The sequence below is a fragment of the Arthrobacter sp. HLT1-20 genome, from assembly GCF_054510895.1.
The window spans coordinates 18,087-44,415 of the sequence record NZ_JBTNDR010000012.1 but is presented as its reverse complement, the minus strand read 5'-3'; the positions used below and the strand labels follow the sequence as shown (position 1 = coordinate 44,415).

The following is a 26,329-nucleotide window of genomic DNA, read 5'->3' as shown; positions in this document are numbered from 1 at the left end:
TGGTCTCACACCATGGGTAGTACATGGATCTTGGAATCGGGTAGCCGGGTGCAATTCGCCACGCGAAAGGGGCCCCCGGGTAGCCGGATCTCGCCTGCGCGGGCCGCTGCAACGCAGGTCACCGCAACGCAAACCCGGCTCCCCAAAGAGGAAAAATGACAAATCAACAACCAGGGCCGGCCGTGGTGGAAGAGAACCGCCGCTGGACCAAGAAGATCATGGTGGTTGTGCTGGTAGGTGCGCTCGCCCTAGCTGCCTGGGCCATTGCGGCGGCCCTCGGCGGCACGCCAGCAGGCAACGACGTGGGACTGGCGGGCACACAGTCGCAACAAGCCACACCCAGCACAAGCGCATCCGGTTCGGCAGCCGCCAACCCCAGCGCACCGCCGTCGCCCAGTCCACCGGCACAGTCGGGGGCGCCGGAGCCGGCAAAGACGCCGGCTGCAGTGATCCCCAGCAAATCTCCCGCGGAGGTCACCAAGGAGGCAGCCCTGGCCGCCGTGGCCCAGCCCATTGCAGCGCCGGTGCCCCTCGATAAGGTCGTCACCGTGGAGCCCGGGCTGGACGTGAAAGTCAGCAACATCGCCGCAGTGGACGGAGTTGCCCAGGGTGTCGGGGAGATTGCCGGACCTTCCATTCAGTTCACTGTGGTGGTTGTCAACAATTCCGGCCAAGACGTCCCGGGCAACAACATTGCCGTGACGGTGGAGTTTGGCAAGGACAAGAGTCCTGCCGTCCAGTTGAGCGGACCGGGCACGGTAGCCTTCCCTGCCGTCATTGCGAACAAACAAACCGCCACAGCCACCTTTGTCTTTAACGTGCCATTGGACCAACGCCAACAGGTGCGCATCCTCACCAGCTTGAATGCTTCCTCACCCATCGCAGCCTTTGAAGGTGCTGTGTCAGTTAGTAAAGGAACGCCATGAAAAAACGGGAATACACGGTCTCAGGTAGCCTGTTCGGCCCAGCAGGAATGCGACACCGCATTCGTGCGCTCGGCCGGCAAACCGTGGCCACCCTCTTGGGTGCAAGCCTTGTCATGTCCTTGGGAGTCCTTGGCGCGGTATCGGCAGTTGCTGACACCGCCCCCGTGGACCCCAACAATCCGGCCACGCCGGAAACCGTCTCCGCAGACTCCCTCCCCACCGTCCAGATCAATGGCGTCGCTTGGCGCCAACTGGTGGTGGGCAACACCGTCTATGTGGTGGGCGCCTTCACCACGGCACGTCCGGCAGGGTCAGCAGCTGGCGCCAACACAGTGGTGCGCAACAACATTCTGGCCTACGACATCCGAACCGGTAACCTCATCACCACTTTTGCTCCAAGTTTGAACGCACAGGCCACGGCCATTGCCGCCTCCCCTGACGGAACCCGAATCTATGTTGGCGGGCAGTTCACCGCCGTCAACGGTGCCACCGTGTGGCGGGTCGCGGCCCTCAATGCCACCACTGGCGCCCTCATTACAAGCTTCCTGCCCAAACCAGGATCAACCGTCTATTCAATTATTGCCACTGACACCACCGTCTACATGGGTGGCCTGTTTAAGGCCGTTGGTGCTGTGGCCCGCGATCAACTGGCCGCCTTCAGTGCCGTTGACGGGTCACTGCTGGGCTGGGCGCCACAGGCGGTGGGTGGACGGGTCAACGCCATGGTGCTGTCCCCGGACAAGACCAAGGTGGTGGTGGGTGGACAATTCACCACCCTCAACGGCTCCTCCAACCCCGGCTATGGCCTGGGGGCGGTTGACGCAGTGACAGGGGCGCTGATGCCCTTTGCCGCCAACTCGGCACTGGTGCGTGACGCCGGACCCAATGCGGCCATCGTCAGTTTGGCTGCCGACGGAGACCAAGTGTACGGCTCCGGGTTTGTGTTTGGCTCCGGCGGAAACCTTGAAGGTGTCTTCTCAGCCAACTGGAACGACGGCGCCATCAAGTGGGTGCAGGACTGCCACGGTGACACGTACGACGTCTATCCCGATGAAAAGGCTGTCTACGCTGTGGGCCACGCCCACTACTGCGGAAATATTGGCGGGTTCCCGCAAACCGATCCGTGGGGCTTCCACCGCGGGCTGGCCTTCACCAAGGCGGTGACGGGCACCATTACCCCGGACCCGTACGGCTACTTCAACTACGCCGGCAATCCTCGCCCGTCGCTGCTGAACTGGTACCCGGATATGGACACGGGAACAGCTTCAGGGCAGAGCCAAGGGCCGTGGACAGTGACTGGAAACAGCAGCTATGTGGTCCTGGCCGGAGAGTTCCTGAACGTCAACAATGCCCCCCAACAAGGTTTGGTGCGTTTTGCCAAGAAGGAGATAGCACCCAATACGCAAGGCCCGCGACTCTCGGGTTCACGCATCAACCCCTCGGTGGTTTCACTTTCGCCGGGCACCGTGCGCATTGGCTGGCAGGCCAACTGGGACCGTGACAACGAGCGCCTGACATACAGGGTCATCCGGGACGGGATCATTCCCGCACCCATCTACACCGTGACGCAGTCATCCACCTTCTGGAACCGGCCCACCATGGGATACGTGGACACGGGGCTGGTGCCGGGGCAGGAGTACCGGTACAGACTCTTTGTCACCGACCCCTTCAATAACGAGGTCAGATCGGAAACGATCTACGTGACAGTGGCTGATGCGGCCACGGCAAGCGCCTACGGCGACAAGGTGATAGCTGATGGGGCCAAGAATTACTGGCGCCTGGGCGAAGCCGCAGGGTCCACCTCATCCCTGGACTGGGCTGGGTGGGATGACCTGATTGTGGGAACCGGTGTTACCCGCGGAGCAGCGGGGGCATTGGCCAATGACCCCAACACGGCCAGCACCTTCGATGCCACCACCAACGGCATCGCCGCCACACAGTCGGCACTGCCTGCTCCTGACACCTTCAGCGCCGAGATGTGGATCAACACCACCACAACCCGTGGCGGGAAGATCCTCGGTTATGGCAACGCCGCCAGCGGGCTCTCCACGAGCTACGACAGGCACGTGTACATGGACAACTCCGGGCGCATCTACTTCGGTGTGTACAACGGCAGCGTTCAGACAGTGAACTCGCCAGGGAGCTACAACAACGGCCAATGGCATCACATTGTTGCCAGCCTGGGCGCTGGCGGCATGAGCCTCTGGGTTGACGGCGTGCAGGTTGCCACGAGGCCAAGCGTGACCACTGGCCAGGTGTACAACGGCTACTGGCGTGTTGGCGGGGACAACCTCAGCGGCTGGACCAATAGGCCGCGCAACACGTACTTCGCCGGCTCCATCGACGAGGTGGCCGTGTACAACACCACCCTGAGCCGGGCACAGCTGCAAAGCCACTACCTGCTCTCGGGACGGACGTTGAACATCCCGGCCGATGCCTATGGCAAGGCCGTGTATGACAGCGACCCGCTGCTGTACTGGCGGGTGGGCGAAGCTGCTGGCACCACGGCGGCCGATTCGGGCGCATCCTCTCGGCTCGGCACCTACTTCACCGGTGTCAGCAAGGGAGCCGCGGGAGCGCTGAACGGGGTCAGCAATACCGCTGTCACCTTCAACGGGACCAGCACGGGGCTGCTCTCCAGCAACGATCAGTTCTCCAACCCCACCACCTACTCGGAGGAGCTGTGGTTCAAGACCACCACAACAACTGGCGGAAAGCTGATCGGATTCGGAAGCTCCAGGACTGCAACCCTGTCCAGTAGCTACGACAGGCACGTATACATGGAGACCAACGGGCGCCTGACGTTTGGCACCTACACGGGGGTGACCAACCTGGCCACCTCCGTGAACTCCTACAACAACGGCCAATGGCACCACATGGTGGCAACACAAGGCGCCGACGGCATGAAGCTGTACGTTGATGGCGCCCAGGTGGCGTCCAACCCGCAAACAGCGGCGCAGAACTACAACGGATACTGGCGTGTTGGCAGTGACACCACGTGGGGCCCGCAGCCGTACTTTGCTGGCTCCATCGATGAGGTGGCTGTCTACCCCACGGCAATATCAGCAGCCACGGTTGCCAACCACTACGCACTGGGTAGCACCGGTGCGCCGGCAAATGTGGTTCCGGTGGCGGCGTTCACGTCGTCGACGGCCGCGCTGAAGGCATCACTGGACGGTTCCACCTCCACGGACAGTGACGGCACAGTTGCTTCCTACGATTGGGACTTTGGTGACGGGACGGCACACGGTTCGGGGGCAACCCTGGATCACATCTACGCAGCGGGCGGAACCTACCAGGTGGTCCTGACTGTCACTGACAACGCAGGCGGCACCGGCACTGTGACGCACCCCGTCACGGTGGCACCGGCTCCCAACGTGGTGCCGGTGGCAGCGTTTACCCCTTCGGTGGTTGATTTGACTGCAACGCTGGACTCCACGTCAACGGACAGCGACGGCACCATAGTCGCCTACGACTGGGACTTTGGTGATGGCTCGCCTCACAGCTCCGTCGCAAACAACAGTCACACGTACGCTGCTGGCGGCACCTATCAGGTGACCTTGACTGTCACTGACAACTCCGGTGGCACAGACAGCGTGACGCACCCCGTCACGGTGTCGCCGCCCAACGTGAACCCTGTGGCGGCGTTCACCTCTTCGGTGAATTTCCTGCAGGTTTCACTGGATGGTTCCTCCTCCTCGGACAGTGACGGCACCGTTGCTTCCTACGATTGGGACTTCGGCGACGGGACGGCGCACGGGACAGGGGCAACCCTGAACCACAGCTACGCCGCAGCCGGAACTTACCAGGTGGTCTTGACAGTCACCGACAACTCCGGCGGCACCGCGAGTGTGACGCAGGATGTCACGCCCGTGGCAGCACCGGCGGGAGTCTTGGCACAGGATGACTTTGGCAGGACTGTCACGGGCGGGTTGGGTTCGGCCGATGTTGGCGGAGCCTGGACCCTCAGTGGCACCGCTTCCCTGTACTCAGTGTCCGGCGATCAAGCCGGAATATCGCTGACCAAGGCCGGTGCGGGTCCTGGGGCTTACTTGAACTCCGTGTCCTCCAGCAGTGCGGACTCCGTGGTTCGGTTCTCCTTCGACAAGATCGCCAACGGCGGTGGATCGTACGTTTACCTTCTGGGACGTTCGGTCTCCGGTGCCGGTGACTACCGGGCCAAGGTGAAAGTTGCAGCCGACGGCACCCTGACGCTGTACACAACCCGCATTGTTGGCGGTGTTGAGACCACCCTGAGGACCGTCAACATCACCGGCTTCAAGTTGGTGAACAACCAGGAGATGTCGCTTCGGCTGCAGGTGTTTGGCACAGGCACCACCACCATCCAAGCGAAGTTGTGGAGGACAGCAACAACCGAACCCGCCACCTGGCAAGCCACCGGTACGGACACCACGGCGGCGTTGCAGGTGCCCGGAGCAGTGGGACTGTTTACCTACATGTCGGGATCGTCAACGAACTTCCCGGTTTCCGTGAAGTTTGATGGGCTGCTGGTGAACCAAATCCCCTAGCAGGGAACCCTTGCGGGGACCCCACGGTCCCCGCAAGGGCAGCAGTTGTTTTTTGCTCACTCGGTCCTGGGCAGCCTGGCAGCTGCCCAGGACCACAAGCTACGGAATCGAGGTGTCACTGCCAGCCATGACAGCAGAATCATTGGGGCGGCCGGTGCGAACCTTGGCCAGTCGGTGGCGAAAAAAGCTTAAAAAAGCCCGCAGCCTAGCTACAGCCGGGCAGCTGCGGATGCGAAACGTGCTGGCTCGCAGTGCCGTGGTGGGGGAGACCCCCGTGGCCGTTTCCCTGACAAGCTATGGCGACCGTGTGCAGTCAGTGGCCTTGGCCATCGAGTCCATCGCCGCCGGCAGTGCCAAACCGGCCCGCCTGATTCTCTGGCTCGACGACGACTACCACGTACCCCCCGGCGGGTTGCCTAAGGCGTTGCGGCGCCTGCAACGCCGGGGCTTGGAGATTTGCCGGGCCCGGAACGTGGGCCCGCACGGAAAGTACTTTGGCTATGCCATGTCCCTTCCCCGCCACGAACTTCCGTTGGTGACAGCCGACGACGACATCATGTATCCCCGGCATTGGTTGGCCAGCCTCTACACCGCCCACCGTATGCACCCGGGGGAGATCAACTGCCATTGGGCCAAGCGCATGACCACCAGCTCCGGCCGCCTGGACCCCTACGCCGAGTGGCCCGTGGTGCGGGACACCACGGCCCAGCCGGGCAATTTTGCGCTCGGCGTCTCAGGGGTCATCTACCCCGCGGTGATGCTCAATGAACTTGCCAGGCGAGGCACATCGTTTCAGAGCAGCTGTCCCAAGGCCGACGACATTTGGTTGCACTGGACGGCCCTGCAACTTGGCGTGAACATCCGCCAAATCAGATCAGTGGCGCGTCATTTCCCCATGATTGTTGGCACGCAGGCCACCTGCTTGAACAACGCCAACGTTGCCAACGGTGGAAATAATGCGTGTATTGCGCAGATCTACTCGGAAGGAGACATCAAGGCCTTGAATGTTGCCACCACAGAACAGCTGGCGAGGTAGATTGCCTCGCCCCAGAAACACCTCAGTGTGCGACCAAGCCGGTCTCCTTTAGTCGCGTTTGGGTCTCAAAGCCAGTCATTTGGCAGCCACCCCGTGGCCCACGAGTAGGAGATGCAGCTATGACACCATTACGAACCATTCGCCAGACTGCCATGACGCCGCTGCGGCGCGCGGGAGTCAAATCCAGGCAACGGATCCGCGGAGTCATGGCTGTTTTGGCCAGTGCTGCGTTGATTGCCTCCACCATGGTGGCCGGTGCGGGGGCAGCAACTGCCGATACGGCCCCGCCCAATCCCAATGACCCCAAAACACCCGTCACCGTTTCGGCGGATGTTTTGCCCACTGTCCAGATCAACGGGGTGGTCTGGAACCAGACCATCATTGGCAACACGGTCTACGCCGCTGGCAGCTTTAGCACGGCACGGCCGTCGGGGGCGGCGCCGAACACCCAGACGGTCACCAGAAATAACCTGCTCGCCTACAATCTGAGCACCGGTGCGCTCATCACCTCCTTCGCCCCGAGCCTGAACGCCCAGGCGTACTCCATTACGGCATCCCCTGACGGTTCCAGGCTTTATGTTGGCGGTGATTTCACCTCCATCAGCGGAACCCAGGTGTGGCGTGTCGCTGCGCTGAATCCGACCACGGGCGCTGTGATCACATCTTTCCTGCCGCGGATGGGCGCATCGGTGCGGGCCATCACGGTCAGCAACTCCACCGTCTATATGGGCGGGCTGTTCCCCAACGTTGGGTCAGTGACGAGGAACCGGCTCGCGGCCGTCCGGGCATCCGACGGCGTTCTGCTGCCCTGGGCTCCCAGCGCCAACCAGCGGGTCAACGCCATGGTGCTCTCGCCCAATGCCGACCAAGTGGTGATTGGCGGCGTCTTCACGGAGCTCAACGGCTCCAACAGGCCCGGCTACGGGCTGGGCAGGGTGGATGCCGTCACCGGTGCCACGTTGCCCTTGGATGCGAACAATGTGGTGCGCGACGCCGGGCCGCAATCGGCCATACTGTCGCTCTCCAGTGACGGCAACAACTTCTACGGGACCGGCTACATTTACGGAACCGGTGGAAACCTGGAGGGCGGCTTCTCTGCCAACTGGTCCGACGGGAAGATCCGGTGGGTGCAGGACTGTCATGGCGACAGCTATGGTGCCTGGGCCTCACCCACCGCGGTGTACATGGTGGGCCACGCACACTACTGCCTCAACATTGGCGGCTTCCCCGAGACCACCCCGCGCAGCTACCACCGGGCTCTGGCGTTCAGTAATGGCGCCACGGGTGTCATGACCAAGGACACGCAAGGCTACCCCAGCTTCACGGGAGTGGCATCGCCGTCGTTGTTGAACTGGTACCCGGACCTGGACGCCGGAAGCTACACCGGACAGAGCCAGGGACCGTGGACGGTCACCGGCAATGACGATTACGTGGCGTTGGCCGGCGAGTTCAGGAACGTCAATGGCACGGCCCAGCAAGGCCTGGTCAGGTTTGCTGTCAGCAGCATCGCCCCCAACAAACAGGGTCCCCGGAACACTGTGGTGCCCACGGCCAGCTACGTCAGTCCGGGGAGGGCAAGGGTCACGTGGCAGACCTACTGGGATCGCGACAACACCAACCTCAGCTATTCCGTGATCAGGGATGGAAACACCGGATCCCCGGTGTATCAGGTCAACCAGATTTCCACGTTCTGGCAATTGCCCACCCTGAACTTCACGGACAGCGGGCTCTCGGCAGGAAACCACAGCTACCGCATCATCACCAGCGACCCCTTCGGGAATACTGTGAACACGGCCACCGTCAATGTCAACGTCCCTGTGGGCGGGACCGGGAATTCGCCACCCACTGCGGCGTTCAACGTCACCAACAACGCCCTGCAGATCTCCGTCAATGCCTCAGCCTCCTCCGATCCGGATGGGAACATCAGCAGCTACGCGTGGAACTTTGGCGACTCCACCACCGGCACGGGGCAGCAGACTACCCACACGTACGCCCAAGCCGGCACGTATCAGGTGACGCTGACAGTCACCGACAATTCAGGGGCCACCGCCACCACCAGCAGGACCGTTCAAGTCTCCACCACGCCTCCCGTGGGTGGGGTGGTGATCAGCGACGACTTCAACCGGACCCTCAGTTCGGGCCTGGGCAGCGCCGATCTGGGCGGCAGCTGGACACTGAACGGTGGGCCGCAATACTTTGCGGTAGCCTCCGGGGCCGGGCAGTGGAAGCTGCTCTCGGCAGGATCTGGCCCCTCGGCCTACCTGCGCGGCGTTTCGCTCACCAGCGCGAACTCCACCGCAGTGGTGTCCCTGAACAAGGCCGCATCCGGCGGGCCGGTGTACACGTCACTGGCGGGACGCAGCATCAGTGGGGCGGGGGAGTACCGGGCCAAGCTGAGGTTCGACGCCGGCGGGCAGGTCACCCTGTCCACCACCAGGGTGGTGGGTTCCACCGAAACCACGCTGGGCCAGGTGGTGCTGGCCGGGATTGTGTACACGGCCAATACCAAACTCCAGATCCGGATTGAGGTCACCGGGACATCGCCCACCACCGTCCGGGCCAAGGCGTGGGTTGCGGGCGCGGCGGAACCGGGAGCATGGGCGCTCCAATCCACGGACAACTCCTCGGCGCTGCAATCCGGGGGCGGAGTGGGGATCGTGACCTACATTTCCGGCGGGGCCAACAATGCCCCGCTGGTGGTGGGGGTGGACAGCTTGAGCGTCAGCACCCCATGATGTGCGGAGCCGCTTAAAGAGCTCTGGCCCTGCCCGCACGCAAGGCGTGGGCAAGGCCAGAACTAGGAAGGCGTGTTACTAGCTGTTGTAGCGAATACCGAGATCGCGTCCCACTGCCAGGTTGACTCCGGAGTCTTCCCACACATTGGTGGTCAGGCCGGGAACGGTGCTGGCGGACTGGCTGATGATGCGGATCGGGTACTTGGAGCCGTTGCCAAAGTCCAGCTGGTTGCGGCCCAGGTAGTTGTTGCGCACCGTCACCGTGATGTTGGAGTAGTTCTTCGCGGTGTGGTCAATGTTGATGCTGGTCTGGCCGTCGTCCACCCAGTTCTTTTCAATGACCACGTTGGCCAGCTTGGCTACGTTCTGCTGGATCATGATGCCAATGCCACCGTGGTCGCCGCGGGAGCTCGGGGCACTGCCCGCACCCAGAACAATGTTTGACACAACCGTGTTGCCAAACAGGTGGATGTTTTCGCCACCCTGAATCTGGACACCGTCATTGTGCGTTCCGTCGGAGTGCGCGGGGTCATTGCTCCAGAACGTCAAGGAGTGAATGTAGTTGCCTGACGCTGTGACATTCGCCTTCACGGAACCACCGGGCTTGTTGAAAATGCCCAGCCCGTCGTTCGTGTGGTAGATGTGGTTGCGTGTTGCCGTGTAGTCGTGGCCAACAATGCCGTCACGGTAGTAGGACGCCTGGTCCGGAGTGATCGTGTTGTTTTCCACCACCAGGTTCACAACTGCCACGTTATTGGCGTCAATGATTCCCGTGTTGCTCTTGGGAATGTACTTGCCACCGCGCAGGTAGCTGTTCTTGATGACAACGTTCTTCGCGCGAACCTTGATGTCACCGTAGATCATCAAACCGTCAAGAACCGTATTGTCCTTGTCGATGATCAGATCTGCCCCGCTGGTGTTGTACGGAGTGAGCTTCAGGCCGGCCGGAACACCCGTGTTGCTGGCATTGGGCTTGCCCGTGCTGGGCTGAGTCACGGGAGGAGGCGTGGGGGCCACAACCGGAGGCGTCGGCGTCGGCGTCGGTGTAGGAGTGGGCGACGGCGTGGGGGTGGGTGTGGGCGTCGGCGTCGGTGTGGGAGCTACCGGGGGAACCACGTTTGAGGAGGCAACGTCGTCAAAGCGGATGCCTGAATCTCGGCCCACGGCCAGCAGGGTGCTGTTGTCAGCCCACTTGTTGGTAGAGAGGCCCGTGATGGTGCTGGCCTTCTGGCTCTTGATGCGAATGACGTACTTGGAGCCGTTGCCGTAGTCGAACTGGTTGCGGCCCAGGAAGTTGTCCTTCACGGTGGCGGCAACGCTGGGGAACTTGTTGGCCGTGTGGTCAATGTTGATGCTGGCCTTGCCGTTGTCAACCCAGTTCTTGGCAACTACAACGTTGGCAAGTTTTGAGACGTTTTGCTGCAAGGTGATGCCGGAGTTTCCGTAGGAGGGGGTGCCGGTGGTGATGCCGGGGCCGCGCTGCAGTACGGAGGCAACAATCGTGTTGCCGGTGATGTTGATGTTGGTGCCGCCCTGAACCTGAATGCCGTCGTTTCCGGTGGCGCGGGGCTGGGTGGTGTCGTTGACGAACTGCGTCAGCGAGTGAATGTAGTTGCCGGTGGCGGTGACATTGGCGTTGAGTGAGCCGCCGGGCTTGTTGAAGATGCCCAGACCGTCATTGGTGCCGTAGATGTGGTTGTTGGTGGCCTTGTAGTCGTGGCCAACAATGCCGTCACGGGTGGTCGACGGAGCGTCAGGGGCAATGGTGTTGCCGGAGACAACAAGATTGACTACCTTCGCGTCATTGGCGTCGACAATTCCGGTGTTCGAGGCTGGTTTGCTCTTGCCGCCGCGCAGGTAGCTGTCCTTGATGACAACATTCTTTGCGCGTACCTTGATGTCCCCATAGATCATCAAGCCGCTCAGTACAGTGTTGTCCTTGGTGATGATCAAGTCTGCGCCGCTGGTGTTGTACGGTGTCAGCTTGGTCCCAGCCGGAACGCCCGTTGTTGCCGGGGCCGGCTTGTAGGAGCCCGGGGTGCTGGTGATCTGGGACGACGGCGCTGCGCTGGCTGCGGAGCCGCCTACGCCTGCCGCTGCTGCGGTCAAGAGCAGGGAGCCGATCGCAATGGTGGCTGCGCGCTGCTTGGTTTTTGAAAAGTTACGGGGCATGGGGGGAGTTGTGTTCACTGATTCTCGCCGATATTAGAGAGTCCGGGCACGAAGATGGCGATGAGCACACGGACAGGAGCCAGGCGCGGGGGCACTGGCCAAGAATTAGACGATTTTTGCGCAATGGTTCTGCGGCTTTAATCCTCATAGTCCCTACAAGTCGAGTCCATAGAGGAATCATCGCCAGAGCACTTCGACCCCGGCGGGCATTTTTAAAATGTAATCGAATCGTGATTATTGAGCAAGCTCATGACGCAATAATGGTCCGCATGTGACGCAAGTCAATCAGATTTGCGCATGTTCGAGTGGACTTACGGGAAGATATTGGACCTCACTGGGGCTTTCGTCGGTACTCGCTGTACACATAGCCGAACGCGCCGGAAAGCATACCAGCGCCCCGGGCTGTTGTTCGCAAACCCTTGGCACGGTGATTGGGGGCCTGTGTGAGAACACCCAGTGAGTACCTGCCAAGACCGCCGGCCAGTCGCAGGCCGCCACGGGCGGAAAGGACAGTCCGTGCCACCAGTTGTTCTTTGGGGCCCGTGGCGAGTTCCAAGGCCACCCGGCTCCAGGAGTTTCCGCTGCGCAAGGATCGCCTCAGCACCCAGTCCTTGGACAGGCGACTCACGGGCACCCTGTCGATGACTATTGCCTCATCACACCACTCCATCCGGGCTCCACTTTTGACCAGCTGCCGGGTGAACAAGGTGTCGGAGCCGCCGCTGAGGCCGAACCGCTCGTCGAAGACCAGCCCCAGAGCACGGATCTGATGCAAGTCCAAGAGCAAATTGTTAGTGGCCGCAACTGTCAGGGGAGTCCCCGAGGCCATGCGCCGCCGCTTGAAGAATTCGCCTGCGGCAATCCAGGCGGAGGGCTCTCGCTCATATTCGGAGATGACGGGGCCGGCCACGGCGGCGGGCCGGGTTGGCAGGTATTGCCCCAGCAAAAACTTGAGCCAGTCCTCCACCGGCACCTCGTCGTCGTCGATGAAAACCAGGACGTCATGGCCAGCGGATTCACTCAGGGCACGGTTGCGGGCGGCGGCAATGCCCGGCTGGGTCTCATGGGCGTAGTGGAGGTTCGGGGCGTTGAATGATTCCACCATGGACCGGGCGCTGCCTTCGGGATCGTTGTCAATCACCAGCACCGAACAATCCGCAGTGCTCGCCCGGGCCTGCTCCAGGAGCCGGGGCAGGGCAACACCAATATCCTCGGGGCGCTTATAGGTCAAGACGGCTATGACGACCTTCATGCTGTTGATGCTGTCCACTGCGGCCTCCTGAAGAATATGAAAGTGCTAATTGCTGTTGGCTTTTGGTTTCCTTATTAATACGTGCAACTGGGACAGCACCCATCGGGTGGCTGTGCGGTGGAACAAGAGGAACACGGCCGTGGCCACGGCGGCAAAGGCAAGGAAGCCAAGCAAAATGATCAAGGGATCCTGGAGCGGAAGCAATGACACCGCGAAGTAGGCCAAAACCCCCCACAGGCTCGCGTGCAGGGCAGGCAATAGTGCGCGTAGTTGAGAGCGGATCCGAATCCCGCACATCTTTCGCTGAATGATGAATAGTACGGGGGCCAAAAGGAAACCAGCGGTAGTCAGTCCCAGGGCCACACCTAAAATGCCAAACTGAAGACCAATCACTATGCCGCCCACCTGTACCAAACCCGCGAGGATCTCATACAGAAAGTTCATTTTCGCGTGCCCCATGCCTTTCATCAGCGTGGGGGTGATGTAGAAGATGGTCTCGCGCGCACCGCCAATGGCGAGGACCGTGATCAAGGGAGCTGCCGGCAGCCATTGATCGCCCAAAACCACGTGGACCAATTCAGGGGCGGCCACTGCAACAGCGCTCATGACGGGAATGACGGCGAACGCTAGGATTCGTGTGGATTTCAGCAGGTTTTCTGCCACCAAAGCGCGGTCCTGCGCCATGCGGGAAAATGCCGGGAACATGACCCGGTTCACCGTTTGCCCGAGCAGCTGAACAGGCACCACCAGTATTCGGTAGGCCATGCCATAAAGGGACAGTGAGGTTAGGCCCAAATACCGGCCAACCAAAATGTTGTCGATATTTCTTGAGAAATACGCAAGAAAATTGGTTGCCAGCACATGCGCGCTAAATGACAGCAGTGGGCCCAGGCTCTTGAAATGAAAATTGGGCAGTGGCCCACGAGCGGCCGCCAGCACAATGATGGCCGTCAACAAGTCAGTTGCCACAACCTGGAAAACTATGGCGAAATAGCTTGCCCCCCAGAGTGCTGCCACAATTCCGGCCACGGCCCCGCAGGCTGCCCCCACAATGTCCGCCCAGGCTACGCCCACGAATCGAAGTTCCCGGGTGAGCATGGACCGCGGAGTGATGGCCAGTGCCTTCAAGGGCAGGCCCAAACCCAGCAAGAGCAACACGGGGGCCAGCTCCGGGGCATGAAAGAAGTCAGAAAGGACCGGAGCTAAGAACCAGGTGGCGGCCGCTAAAGCCAACGACATGGTCACGTTCAGCGTGGTTGCGGCCCCCGGCATGGCTCTGGTTAGTGTTGGGCGTTGTATCAGGGCTGAGGATAGTCCCTGATCAAGGAGCAGGGAAACAAAGGTGACATAGATGCTGGCGGCACTGATAACACCGTAGCTGCTGGGGCCCAAAATTCGGGCCAGCACCAAGGCGCTGAGTATTTGCAGGCCTTGCCGCGACAGGACGGCAAGCAGACTCCAGCGGACGCCCTGCACGGCGGTGGCGCCTTCAAAGCGTGGTTGCGAGGCCAGACTCTGCTCCTCGCCAGACGCTGTGCCCTTGCGATCCACGCTCACATCAGCGCACCACGGCTACGCCCCACACCGGGATGACGGTTTTTGCCAGCAAAGGAGGATCTACCGTGGCGGTGGCGCATGCGCATCCCCTTTCCGTGCCGTTCCAATAAAAGAATTTCACAGGTATTTGTAGAGTAGTCCACCTGCCCATACTTTGGTGCTGGGCAGCCTAAAATCCTGTCCCAATCTTTGCCAGGAAATAAACAGGTTTATTGTTGACTCGGTATGTAAGAATGGGGATGAAACGGAGGCTACGCGCTCAGGCGATCCAAAGATTTCTTCGCCGGTGCAATCACCACCAGAGCTGGGTGGCTTCGGAAGTCGAAAGCGATGTGACGCTGTGGAGCTTTCAGAATTTGTCCGTGCTCTGGCCCGACGGTGGTGGATTGTGGCCATCACCCTGGTAGCTGGCATAGCCATCGCCTTGGGTTCCATTGCCGTCACCGCGCCCGTGTACCAGAGTTCGGTGGGGTTCTTTGTGGTTGCACCCACAGCCGATCGGCTCTCCGCTTTGGAGGCTGACAATTTGGTGCGAGGGCGCATCACCTCCTACGCCAGCCTGGTGACCAGTGACCGATTCCTGGAACAGATTGTCTCCGCCACGGGCGACGGCGTCACGAAGGCGCAGGCTGCGAGCAGTATTAGCGCCTTTGGCGACCCCACCACGTTGTTGCTCAAAGTTGAGGTGAACAACGTGGACCCGGACAGGTCCCTGGCCATGGCCACGGCTGTTGCCACCCACTTTGGCACCCTGGTCAACGAACTCGAGGGCAGATCCAAAACCTCGGATACTGAAACTGTCCTCAATGTGGTCTCCGGCCCCACGCTCTCGCCAACTCCCGTGGAACCACGCAAGACCTTGAACCTTGGCCTGGGCATTCTTCTGGGACTGGGGGTTGGCATCGGGATCGCCATTGCCCTGCAACGTGGAGACAAGACCATCCGTAGGGAAGAGCAGCTTAGCGAGGGAATGTCATTGCCGGTGCTGGCCACCATGCCCCGGGACAAAGTGGCCAAGGACGCCGCCTCCATGATGGTCCCGCGCGCCAATTCCGTGTTGGATGAGGCGGCCAGACGGCTGCGAACCAGCATCCAATTCCACCCCCGGTCCCAAGAACTGCACCTACTGGCCGTCACGGCGTCGCAATCGGGTGATGGCACCACAACCACGGCCCTGATTCTGGCCAAGGCCGTTTCCGAGACGAACCGGCGGGTGCTTTTGGTGGAAGCGAATTTGAGGATGCCAGAGGTGGCGGCGAATCTGGGACTGAATTCAGAACCCGGCCTCACAGAAGTCCTGTCGGGATCCTGCGCAGTGGGCGATGCCATCCAAAAAACAGCCAACCACAGCCTTGACATTCTGGTGGCCGGCAGGCACACGGACCGTCCGGCGGAATTGTTGAGCGGTGGCATCTCGGAGCTGATGGAAAAGCTGCGGGGGCTCTACGACGTCGTCGTGGTTGACACAGCCGCGTTGTCCACCTGGACGGACGCGTCCCTGGTGGCGGCGGCGGCCGACGGCACCATAGTGGTGGCGCGGCATGGCAAGACCACCCCCGCCTTGCTGGAGGCGGCACTGCACTCCCTGGGATCCGTGAGTGCGGAGGTTCTGGGCACAGTATTGAACGCCCAGCCCATCAAGCGTTCGCAAGGCCACCAGGTCCTGGTGGACAAGGGGCCTTCCGATGACCGGAGCCAGGATGTACAGCCGGGGTCCGGCGAACAGGCACCACGCGGGCCGAAGCCGCCAACCACGCCCGCCCATGCCAACCCCGATTCGAAACGGCGCACATCAGGAACCAAAATTTAGGAGTCGGTTGCCGTGCTGCAACTAGGATTATGGATTGGTCTGTGCGGGGCAGCCGCCTTCGGCTTGCGCCGCAAACCATTCATCCTGGTCGTGGCGGCGCTTGCGTTGATGTTCCTGGTCCCCACCGTGGGCAGTCCCCTCATCACAGGCCAAAGCGCGGGGCCGTTGTCCCTTCACGCAGGCACGTGGCTCATTTTTCTGACGCTCCTGGTCCAGTTCATGTTCTATTCCGAGACAGTATTCAAGGTCATCTCCAAGGACATTTTCCTGTTCCTCATACTGGCCGTGGTGTTCGCGGCCGGTGTGCTCGCTACGCGTGAGGGCGGTGGCGGCGGTTTGGTGGTGTTGGTGGACCAGGTCATGGCACCTGTCATGCTGTTCATCCTGATCGTTTCCATGGGCCCGGGTGATCCGGCGTTGGTGGGCAAAATTAGGGCCGTGCTGCTAACCCTGGCTGCCATTGTGAGCATCATTGCCATCATTCAATGGAGCACCCACAGCGTGCTGTTCTATGAAAAGGGTTTTGAAACGCAGTATTGGTTCACCCCGGAACAGTCGCGGTGGATGGGGACTTTTGATCAGCCACTGGCGCTATCCTTCGCCCTGTGCACGGTGGGTGCCCTGTTGGCCGGAATCCGGCGGCTAGCCATCCAGCTTCCGCTCCTGGCACTGTTTGCCACGGCCGTCCTCACCACGCAGTCACGCGTAGGAATTCTCATCTTCCTTGCGGTGGCGCTGTTGGTGGTGATGCGGTCCACGGCGAAATTCTTGGCCAAGGCCTTCATGCTGTCAGTGCTGATTGGGGCCGGCTACCTCTTTTACGATTCGCCGCTTGCTGCGGGCGTTTTGGGCCGGTTTGTCGATGACACGGGATCGGGCCAGGCACGGGAGGCAGCCACCAGATTCTTCCTGGATACGTGGCCACAGTTTGTCCTCACCGGGCAGGGGATGACATCCAGCTACCAGGTGGGGCAGACCGCTGGCCTGGGCACCAGCCTGGAAAGCTCCATCCTGATGTACTCAATCGATGTTGGCGTGCTCTTTGCCCTCATGTACTTTGGCACCATGATTTTCATTGTGCTGCGCGGAGCGGTGGCCAAGATCGGGGGAGGGCTGGTGCTTGCCGGCATCCTGGCCGTGGCCATCCCGCAAACGTACAGTTCACTGGCCACTCGGTCGGTGGCGGGGATCATTGTCTGGACCATCTTGGCCTTGATTGTGCTGGCCACCGACGCACGGTCGGCACCAGGCAGCCGTGGCATGGGTGTTGGTGAACTAGCCGAAGACTATCAACCAGGGCGAAGCTTGAAATGACCCCAGCAGTAAGCCGCCGACAGTTTCTCGTCCTAGGCACTGCTCTGCTTGCCCTGAGCGCCTGCGTCCCCGAAAAACCCCCGCCCGATTACACCATCCGGGACTTGTTTGCCACCACGCCGTTCTATATTGCCCACCGCGGCTCAGGCGACAACTGGCCAGAACACACCCAATCCGCCTACCACCGAGCGGTGGAAGCTGGAGCGAAGGCCATTGAGGTATCTGTCCAGGCAAGCAGTGATGGGGTGCTGCTGTGCCACCACGACCTCAGCACCTTGCGGATGACGGGCGTGGATCTGGACATTGCCACCAGCAGTTTTGCAGAGCTGGAAACCTTGAACAACAATGCCCGGCAGTGGCTGGGGCCGCACAGCAGTTTGCTGCCCATTCCGCGGCTCAAGGACGTTCTTGATGAGCATGCCGCCCACCGGGTCATCTTCCTCGAGGACAAGCAGGGAACCAATACCGATGCCCTGCTTGCCTTGATGGAAACCTACCCCAACCCGACGGAGCATTTCATTTGGAAACAACCCGCCCCGTCCAGACGGTTCAACGTACTCAAGGCGAAGGGGTACACCAGCTGGGGATATTTTGCACCGGAGGACTTCGAGAAAATAGCCGAATTTGCGGGAGATTTTGACTATCTGGGTATCTACCACACGGCACCGAGGGACATTGTTCAAGAACTGGTGGCCACCGGAAAACCCGTCATATGCTGGGAAATCCACACCCGATCGCTCCGGGACACCATGGTTTCTTGGGGCGTTCAGGGCATGATGTGCTCCAATTTCCCCTACGTCACCTCGGATGGGCCACAGAGCAAACTGGACCAATTCTCCACGGGGCTCCGGGCAGCCGGGGACCTGCCGTCCGCCCTGACCTGGAGTGGGCAGCCGCTCCTCATCCCGGGTGCCGCATCGGTGCGCATGGAACAAAAGGAAAAGTCCAGCTACAGCATGGGATCGTTGTGTCCCATCCAGCCACGCAACTACACCATCAGTTTCCATATGGCCTGGCCGGACAAGGTGCCGGCTGACTTTGAGCACGCGGGAGTTGCTTTCGGCCTGGCGAATGATTCGGTCTACCTGGTACGCGAACCCAGTAAGGTGAGCGGATATCACATGATCCTGCGCGGCAGCGGATCACTGGAACTCTTCTCCAGACCTGCCGGTCAGGTTTCCGGCAAACTGATCAGGCAGGTGCAAACTGACCCGCCCAAAGCCGGAAATTGGATGCGGTTCCGGATCCAGGTCAGCGACACGGAGTTGAGAGTAGAGCGCGATGATGCCACAGGGTGGCTGCTCACGGCACAGGACACCAAGTACCGGGGCGGCTATTTTTCCCTCTGCAGGAACTACGACGACGGGCCCGCCACGCAGTTCCGGAGCGTCTCTGTCAGAGAAGACTAGCCAGCAGCGAAGGCTAGGGGCGGCCCAAGGCGCGGTACGTCCAGCCGGCCACCCGCCACTTGGCTGGATCCAGGCAGTTGCGGCCATCAACAATGACCGGATCCGCAACCAATGCCGCCAGCTCAAACGGATCCAGCTCAACATACTCCTGCCACTCGGTCAGGAGCATGATGACATCGGCACCCGTGACGGCCTCCTCCAGCGACTCGGAAAACACCAGTTCCGGGAACCGTTTGGCCGAATTGGCTACCGCCTTGGGATCCGTGGCCACCACCGAGGCGCCCTGAAGCTGCAGCTGTGCGGCCACACTCAGGGCTGGGGAGTCCCGCACGTCGTCGGAATTGGGTTTGAACGCAAGTCCCAGCACGGCGATGCGTTTGCCCAGCAAGCTGCCCCCGCACACTTCCCGGGCCAGATCGATGGTGCGCGACCTGCGCCGCATATTGATGGAGTCAACTTCACGCAGGAATGTCAGGGCCTGGTCCGCACCCAGCTCACCGGCCCGGGCCATGAACGCGCGGATGTCCTTGGGTAGGCAGCCTCCACCAAATCCCAGCCCGGCGTTGAGGAAGCGGCGCCCAATGCGTGGATCGTGCCCGATGGCGTCGGCCAGCTGGACCACGTCGGCCCCGGCCACCTCGCACACCTCCGCCATGGCGTTGATGAAGGAAATCTTGGTGGCGAGGAAGGCGTTGGCCGCCACCTTGACCAGTTCAGCCGTGGCAAAATCGGTCATGATCCGTGGCGTCCCGGCGTTCAGTGCGGAAGCGTAAATCTCATCCAACACCAAGGCGGCGTCCTCGTTGCCGGGCTGCAGACCGTAAACGAGCCGGTCCGGTGCCAAGGTGTCTGCCACGGCGAATCCCTCGCGCAGAAATTCGGGATTCCAGATCACCACCGTATCGGGAGAGTCCTGGTGGATCCGTTCGGTGAGCCGGGCCGCAGTGCCCACGGGAACAGTGGACTTGCCCACCACAATGGCGCCTGGGCGCAGGTGCGGGATCAGGTTCTCAATGGCGCTGTCCACAAAGCGCAGGTCCGCAGCCTTTTCATTCTTGCGCTGCGGTGTGCCCACCGCCAGAAAATGAACGTCGCACTCCGCGGCGGCTGACACGTCCGTGGTGAAGCTCAGCCTGCCCGTGGCCAGCCCCTTGGCCAGCATCTCCGGCATGTCCGGCTCAAAGAAGGGCGCATTGCCCTCGTTGAGGGAGTCAATCTTGGCGGCATCCACGTCAATTCCGACGACGCGGTGCCCCAAGTCCGCCATGCACGCGGCATGCACGGCACCCAGGTAACCACAACCAATGACTGAAATGTACATAGAGAGACCCCTTAGGCCTGCCAGCGACTTCTGTTAAGTGGTGCTACGTGGCAAGTGTATCCCTGTGCAGCCGTGGTGTCAGGGCGTTTGGACGCCCAGAAATTCAATGAGCCGGTTGCGGGCTACCGGCGGTTCAAAGCCGGTGGCCGCGATCTTGGCCAGTGACAAGGCGCTGTGGTGGGGGCGGGGTGCAGCTTGTTTGCCGGCAAAGTAGTCGGCGGTGCTGACGCCCGTGACGGAGCCCCGGGGTAGGCCCATGAGTTCATAGACGTCTGCTGCAATGTCCGCCCAGCTCTGAACGGGACCTTCGTTGCTGACGTTGTAGCTGCCGTAGGCGGCGCCAGTGGTGAGCAGGTGCGCAATGGCCGCGGCAATGTCACAGGTGAAGGTCAGCCGGCCAAATTGGTCGTTGACCACGCTGGGGTTGATGCCCTGCCCGGCCAGGGAGGCCATGGTGGCGACAAAGTTGTTACCGTCCCCGATGACCCAGCTGGTACGCAGGAGGTAATGCCGGGGGACTGTGGCCACCACGGCGTCGCCGGCGGCCTTGCTCTGCCCGTAGACACCCAGCGGAGAAAACGGCTCATCCTCAGAGTGCAGCGGGACGCTGCCGTCAAAAACGTAGTCACTGGAAATGTGCACCAGTGTGATGCGGTTTTGGGTGCAGTGCCGGGCCAGGGCTGCCACGGCTGTGGCATTGACGGCCCAGGCTGCCGCCCGCCCTGAGGGGGTCTCCGCCGCGTCCACGGAGGTGTAGGCGGCGGCATTGATGATGGTGCCGTAGTCGCTGAAATCGGTGCCCGCGAACGGATCAGGCCCGGCCAGGTCAAGGTCCGTACGCGTGGCAAACTCCACGGACGGATCTTCACCGTACATCCCCCGCAGGGCCATGCCCAACTGGCCGTTGGCTCCGAGGACAAGAGTTTTCTTTGGCGGCATGGGTGTGACCCCGGACAGGAAGGGGTGGCTGCGGTCCTTCTCAGAGAGTTCGGCCTGCGCCAGCGGTATGGGCCACGGAATGTCCACCGTGGGATCGGCCAGGTTCAGGAAGGTGTAGCGGTCCTGCGCCGCGGCGGACCAATGGCAGTTGACCAAATAGCTGTACGCCGTTCCGTCGGTCAAGGTTTGGAAGGCGTTTCCCACACCCCGCGGGATGAAGATGGCCGTGGACGGGTCCAGCACGGCGGTGAAGACCGTGCCGAAAGCGGAGCCGGGCCGCAGGTCCACCCACGCACCAAAAACGCTCCCTGTTGCCACGGAGATGAACTTGTCCCAGGGTTCGGCGTGGATGCCGCGGGTGGTGCCAGCCTTTTCATTGAACGAGACATTGTTTTGTACGGGACCAAAATCCGGCAAGCCACAGGCCACCATCTTCTCCCTCTGCCAGTTCTCCTTGAACCATCCCCGGTTGTCCCCATGGACCGGGAGGTCAAAAAGCAGTACTCCGGCAATGGGCGTTGTGGCGCAGCCAAGCTGCTTGCCGAATCCCGGGGCCGCCATCTAGGATCCCTGCCCTGACGGCACATGCACAGCCGGCACATGCCCTGACGGCACATGCTCAGCCGGCACTTGCCCGGCATCTAATGAGCGCAGTTGCTCTCCGGCGGCGGCGTATCTGGCTTCGGTGGCAGATTTTTGGCCGCGCCACCAGGGCTCGTTGGATCTGTACCAGTCAATGGTGGAGGCCAAACCGGCGGCAAAGTCCTGGTGGGCAGGGGCCCAGCCCAGCTCAGTGCGCAGTTTGGTGGAATCGATGGCGTAGCGCAGGTCATGGCCGGGCCGGTCCGTGACCAGATCGTAGGCGTCGGCCGGCTGACCCATGCCCGTCAGGATGGCCTCGATGACGTCCTGGTTGCTGCGCTCGCCGTCCGCGCCAATCAAGTATGTTTCCCCGGGAACCCCACGTTCCAGGATGGTCAGCACGGCGGAGGAGTGGTCGTTGGCGTGGATCCAGTCCCGCACATTTTCCCCGGATCCGTAGAGCCTGGGCCGGATGCCGTCCATGATGTTGGTGATTTGGCGGGGAATGAACTTCTCCACATGCTGGAACGGCCCGTAGTTGTTGGAGCAGTTGCTGATGGTGGCCGCCACCCCGAAGGACCGCACCCAGGCACGCACCAGCAGATCGGAGCCGGCTTTGGTGGAGGAGTACGGGCTGGAGGGGTTGTACGGGGTGTCTTCGGTGAAGCGTTGGGGATCATTCAGGGCCAGGTCGCCATAGACCTCGTCGGTGGAGATGTGGTGGAACCGCTTCCCGTGCCTGCGCACTGATTCCAGCAGCGTGTACGTGCCCATGATGTTGGTGGCCAGGAAGGGGGAGGGGTCAGCCAGCGAGTTGTCATTGTGGGACTCGGCGGCGTAGTGGACCACGGCATCAACCGTGGACACCAGCGAATCCACCAGCCCGGAATCGCAAATATCGCCGTGGACAAATGCCAGCCGGTCCGCCGGCAGCCCGGCCAGCGAGGATTTGTGCCCCGCATAGGTCAATTTATCCAGTACAGTCACCTGAAAATCGGTGTGAGCTATGACATAGTGGACAAAGTTAGCCCCAATGAAACCAGCACCACCGGTAACCAGAAGTCTCATCATGACCCCAGCGTAGTTCCATCAACGCAGCAATTGGTGTTAGGACGGTAAAAATGCGTGGCATCATTCTCGCCGGAGGCACGGGCAGCAGGCTGCATCCCATCACCTTGGGCATCAGCAAGCAGCTTGTGCCGGTGTATGACAAGCCCATGATCTACTACCCCCTGTCCACACTGATCCTGGCGGGCATCCGGGACATCCTGCTCATCACCACCCCGCACGACGCCGCCGACTTCCACAGGCTGTTGGGTGACGGTTCCCAATTTGGTGTGAACCTCACGTACATGGAACAGCCATCGCCCGACGGCCTGGCCCAAGCATTCATCTTGGGTGAGGACCACATTGGCAATGACACGGTTGCGTTGGTGCTGGGGGACAACATCTTCTACGGGCACGGGCACGGGCAGGGGCAGGGGCTGGGGGGCCGAGCTGCAAAAGCACGAGTACCTCACCGGCGGTTCCATCTTTGGGTACTGGGTCAAGGACCCCACCGCTTACGGTGTTGTGGAGTTTGATGCCCACGGGACTGTCATTTCACTCGAGGAAAAGCCCACTGCGCCCCGCAGTAACTACGCGGTGCCCGGCCTGTACTTTTATGACAATGACGTGATCCAGATTGCCAAGAACCTCAAGCCCTCTGCCCGGGGCGAGCTGGAGATCACCGACGTCAACAGTGAGTACCTGCGGCGCGGTGATTTGCATGTGGAATTGTTGCCGCGCGGCACGGCGTGGCTGGATACGGGTACCTTCAGCGACCTCAATGACGCCTCAACGTTTGTGCGAACAGTAGAAAACCGGCAGGGGCTCAAGATTGGGGCTCCGGAGGAAGTGGCTTGGCGCATGGGATTCCTCAGCGATGACGAGCTGCGGGAAAGGGCCGGGCACCTCATGAAGAGCGGCTATGGGAGCTACCTGCTGACCCTGCTCGAGTAAGCCGAACCTGAGATGCCTGACCCGCCCAAGAGTGCAACAATTAGGTGAGATGGATGTGACGTATTCAGTTGTGTCCCCTGCCGGCCGAACACCGGCCTGCTGCGCTAGTGAAGGAGCACAATTTTGGTGACAGGATCCACGCAACATGATCACCTGGTCCCCTTGGGCAATGACGAGGTTCTGCGCATCCGCAACGACTTCCCCATCCTGGACCAAGAAGTCAACGGCCAGCCGCTGGTGTACCTTGACTCCGGTGCCACCTCACAAAATCCGCTCAGCGTCATGGAGGCAGAGCAGGAATACTACGAGCAGCGTAATTCCGCCGTGCACCGCGGCGCCCACACCCTGGCCGTTGCCGCCACTGATGTGTTTGAGGACGCCCGCAGCACGGTTGCCGCGTTCATTGGCGCCGCTGACAACGAACTGGTCTGGACCCAAAACGCCACTGCCGGGCTCAACCTGATTGCATACTCCTTTGGCAACGCCAGCGTTGGCAAGGTTTCCGCTGCCGCTCAAAAGTTTGCCCTGGCCCCGGGGGATGAGGTGCTGGTGACCGAGATGGAACACCACGCCAACCTGATCCCTTGGCAGGAGCTGTGCCGCCGCACGGGTGCCACCTTGCGCTTCATCCCCATTCACGACGACGGCACCCTGGACATGGGTGCCGCAGCTGAACTCATCGGGGCTAAGACCAAGGTCTTGGCCTTCACCCACGTCTCCAACGTCACCGGCGTCATCAACCCCGTGGCCCAGCTGGCCGCCATGGCCCATGAAGTGGGTGCGCTGGTGGTCCTGGACGCCTGCCAATCGGCACCACACCTGCCGCTGGATGTGAAGGCGCTGGACGTGGACTTCGCCGTATTCTCCGGCCATAAGATGCTGGCCCCCACAGGCATTGGCGGTGTGTATGGCCGTGCGGAACTGCTCGATGCCATGCCGCCGTTCCTCACCGGCGGGTCCATGATCACCACCGTCACCATGGAAGAGGCCGGGTACCTGCCGGCGCCGCAGCGCTTCGAGGCTGGCACTCAGCCCATCTCCCAGGCCGCTGCCCTGGCCGCCGCCACCAACTACCTGCGCGAGACGGGCATGGAACGCATCCACGAGTGGGAAGCGGCACTGGGCCAGCGCCTGGTGCGCGGGCTTGAAGCCATCGAGGGCATCAGGGTCCTGGGTCCTCCCTCGGGCATCCCCCGGGCAGGCCTGGCCGCCTTCGAGGTGGCAGGGGTGCACGCACACGACGTGGGCCAGTACCTTGACGCTGCAGGGATCGCCGTCCGCGTGGGCCACCACTGCGCCCAACCCCTGCACAGGCGCCTGGGCTTGAACTCCTCAACCCGGGCCAGCACATATTTGTACAACACCACAGCAGAAGTTGACGCGTTCCTGGCCGCCGTGGCCGGGGTGCGCGGCTACTTCGGCGTGAACGGAGCATAGGCACCATGAGTTCGTTGGATTCGCTGTATCAGCAAATCATTTTGGAGCAGTCCAAGGCCCGCTATGGTGCCGACCTGCCGGATGAGCACTTGCAGGGACTGCACCTGCCGGAGAACGTGGGGCAGTGCCACCAGCTGAACCCGGTGTGCGGGGATGAGATCACACTGCGCCTGGAAACGGCCGATGATGTGGTGTCCGGGATTCATTGGGCGGGGGACGGGTGCGCCATTTCCATGGCGTCGGCCTCCATCCTCAGTGAAATGGTGGTTGGCCTGGAACGGGCCGAGGTGCATTCCCTGATTGAGAGCTTCCGCGAGGTGATGCGTTCCCGCGGGAAACTGCAGGCCGACGAGGAAATACTGGGCGATGCCGCAGCGCTCTCAGGAGTGTCCAAGTTCCCGGCCAGGGTCAAGTGCGCCATGCTGGCCTGGGTTGCCGCCGAGGACGCGCTGAATCAGACCAGCTAACTCTTCTGTGCAGTACTTGCCCTCAATACACTGATGGCCCGGAGCAGGGGCTCCGGGCCATCAATGTTCCCGGGCGAACCCGGAGATGATTTAGTGCTGCTACGCGTCGATCGTGCTGCGGCTGCGGCGGCGTGAAACCACCACGGTGCCAACACCGGCGGCAAGTGCGCCAGCGCCAACAATGGACCACACCAGAACACCGGTATCAATACCGGTGTTGGCTAGGCCACCCTTTTCGCCGTCGGCAACGTTTTTGCCCGTGCCGGAGCCACCGTTTCCGGTACCACCACCAGCAGCAGGGTCAACAACCTTGACAACCTGGCTGACGGATTTGCCGGAGGTGCGGCCCGTGGCCGTCAGGGTGTGCGTGCCACCCTCGTTCAAGGTGATGGGAACTGCAAAGGAACCGTCAGCTGCTGCCGTTGTTGTGAACTGCTGCGGAGCTGCCGGGCGGACGATCATTGGCACAGCCATTGACACGCCGCCACCCAAGGAGCCCAGGGCCCCGCCAGCAACGGGGCTGGTCTGGGTGACGGTTACATCAACAATTTCACCGGGTGTAAAGCCGGCTGCTGCAAAGGTAAACGGTTGGCCCGGAGCCACTGTTCCGCCTGAGACGACGGGTGGAGCCGGGGCCGGGTAGTCGGGAGCAGCCTGAGCCGCTGCAGTGCCCAACGAGAAGGTTAGAATTCCGGCAAGCGCCAGAGCGGACAAGGTTTTTTTCATTGAGTATTCCCCCACTTGGAATGGTGATTTATGCCTATAATCTCCCCCCGGAGACCATAAATCTTTTTCGAGCGTATCAGTTCCGGGTGACCCCCACGAACTGACTTTTGGCTGAT

16 protein-coding genes and 1 pseudogene are annotated in these 26,329 nt (G+C 61.5%); 10 read left to right on the top strand and 7 right to left on the bottom strand.

The genetic code is table 11. The annotated features are described in order from the left end of the window. The first annotated feature begins 155 nt into the window (after positions 1-155). From ACX80Q_RS08555 to ACX80Q_RS08540, 4 genes are all read left to right on the top strand, one after another. The gene (locus ACX80Q_RS08555; protein ID WP_459330104.1) at positions 156-926 is read left to right on the top strand and encodes a hypothetical protein; all 771 of its coding nucleotides are present in this window, start codon (positions 156-158) and stop codon (positions 924-926) included. After that, positions 923-5,455, top strand: a complete 4,533-nt coding sequence (locus ACX80Q_RS08550) for a PKD domain-containing protein (RefSeq protein WP_459330103.1) — start codon at positions 923-925, stop codon at positions 5,453-5,455. Before ACX80Q_RS08555 ends, ACX80Q_RS08550 begins: the two co-directional genes overlap by 4 nt. Before the next feature lie 238 nt (positions 5,456-5,693). Beyond that, positions 5,694-6,491 (top strand): hypothetical protein, encoded by a 798-nt coding sequence (locus ACX80Q_RS08545; RefSeq protein ID WP_459330102.1) that lies wholly within the window; start codon positions 5,694-5,696, stop codon positions 6,489-6,491. A gap of 119 nt (positions 6,492-6,610) precedes the next feature. Next, a complete protein-coding gene (locus tag ACX80Q_RS08540; RefSeq protein ID WP_459330101.1) occupies positions 6,611-9,226 on the top strand; it encodes a PKD domain-containing protein in 2,616 nt (871 codons plus the stop codon). 78 nt (positions 9,227-9,304) lie between these two features. Here the strand turns inward: ACX80Q_RS08540 and ACX80Q_RS08535 are convergent, their stop codons facing one another. The 3 genes from ACX80Q_RS08535 to ACX80Q_RS08525 form a co-directional block, all read right to left on the bottom strand. Then, positions 9,305-11,398, bottom strand: coding sequence for a hypothetical protein (locus ACX80Q_RS08535; protein ID WP_459330100.1), 2,094 nt, complete (start codon positions 11,396-11,398; stop codon positions 9,305-9,307). A gap of 331 nt (positions 11,399-11,729) precedes the next feature. Further along, the gene (locus ACX80Q_RS08530; protein ID WP_459330099.1) at positions 11,730-12,668 is read right to left on the bottom strand and encodes a glycosyltransferase family 2 protein; all 939 of its coding nucleotides are present in this window, start codon (positions 12,666-12,668) and stop codon (positions 11,730-11,732) included. Positions 12,669-12,695: 27 nt separating this feature from the next. Continuing rightward, a complete protein-coding gene (locus ACX80Q_RS08525; protein WP_459330098.1) occupies positions 12,696-14,207 on the bottom strand; it encodes a lipopolysaccharide biosynthesis protein in 1,512 nt (503 codons plus the stop codon). A 340-nt stretch (positions 14,208-14,547) separates the two neighbouring features. Between ACX80Q_RS08525 and ACX80Q_RS08520 the strand changes: the two genes are divergently transcribed. From ACX80Q_RS08520 to ACX80Q_RS08510, 3 genes are read left to right on the top strand one after another with little or no spacing between them, the layout of a single operon-like run. After that, on the top strand, positions 14,548-16,017 hold the full coding sequence (locus ACX80Q_RS08520; RefSeq protein ID WP_459330097.1) for a tyrosine-protein kinase domain-containing protein: 1,470 nt from the start codon (positions 14,548-14,550) through the stop codon (positions 16,015-16,017). Positions 16,018-16,029: 12 nt separating this feature from the next. Then, positions 16,030-17,331 (top strand): hypothetical protein, encoded by a 1,302-nt coding sequence (locus ACX80Q_RS08515; protein ID WP_459330096.1) that lies wholly within the window; start codon positions 16,030-16,032, stop codon positions 17,329-17,331. Beyond that, entirely contained in the window at positions 17,328-18,740 is a 1,413-nt protein-coding gene (locus ACX80Q_RS08510; RefSeq protein WP_459330095.1) for a glycerophosphodiester phosphodiesterase, read from the top strand. The genes ACX80Q_RS08515 and ACX80Q_RS08510 overlap by 4 nt, the downstream gene beginning before the upstream one ends. Positions 18,741-18,753: 13 nt before the next feature. Here ACX80Q_RS08510 and ACX80Q_RS08505 read toward each other — a convergent pair whose 3' ends face one another. From ACX80Q_RS08505 to rfbB, 3 genes are all read right to left on the bottom strand, one after another. After that, positions 18,754-20,061: a UDP-glucose dehydrogenase family protein gene (locus tag ACX80Q_RS08505; RefSeq protein WP_459330094.1), complete on the bottom strand. Its 1,308-nt coding sequence runs from the start codon at positions 20,059-20,061 to the stop codon at positions 18,754-18,756. A gap of 78 nt (positions 20,062-20,139) precedes the next feature. After that, on the bottom strand, positions 20,140-21,561 hold the full coding sequence (locus tag ACX80Q_RS08500) for a sugar nucleotide-binding protein (protein WP_459330093.1): 1,422 nt from the start codon (positions 21,559-21,561) through the stop codon (positions 20,140-20,142). Further along, positions 21,562-22,653 carry a dTDP-glucose 4,6-dehydratase gene (gene rfbB / locus ACX80Q_RS08495; protein ID WP_459330092.1) on the bottom strand — a complete coding sequence of 364 codons (1,092 nt, stop codon included), beginning with the start codon at positions 22,651-22,653 and terminating at the stop codon, positions 21,562-21,564. Positions 22,654-22,703: 50 nt separating this feature from the next. Between rfbB and rfbA the strand changes: the two are divergent. From rfbA to sufU, 3 genes and pseudogenes are all read left to right on the top strand, one after another. Next, positions 22,704-23,583: pseudogene (rfbA, locus tag ACX80Q_RS08490) on the top strand (glucose-1-phosphate thymidylyltransferase RfbA). Between the two features lie 126 nt (positions 23,584-23,709). Continuing rightward, complete coding sequence (locus tag ACX80Q_RS08485) at positions 23,710-25,020, top strand: SufS family cysteine desulfurase (protein WP_459330091.1); 1,311 nt, start codon at positions 23,710-23,712, stop codon at positions 25,018-25,020. A gap of 5 nt (positions 25,021-25,025) precedes the next feature. Beyond that, positions 25,026-25,487 carry a Fe-S cluster assembly sulfur transfer protein SufU gene (sufU, locus tag ACX80Q_RS08480; protein ID WP_459330090.1) on the top strand — a complete coding sequence of 154 codons (462 nt, stop codon included), beginning with the start codon at positions 25,026-25,028 and terminating at the stop codon, positions 25,485-25,487. A gap of 99 nt (positions 25,488-25,586) precedes the next feature. Here the strand turns inward: sufU and ACX80Q_RS08475 are convergent, their stop codons facing one another. After that, positions 25,587-26,213 (bottom strand): LPXTG cell wall anchor domain-containing protein, encoded by a 627-nt coding sequence (locus tag ACX80Q_RS08475; protein WP_459330089.1) that lies wholly within the window; start codon positions 26,211-26,213, stop codon positions 25,587-25,589. Between the last annotated feature and the right edge of the window lie 116 nt (positions 26,214-26,329).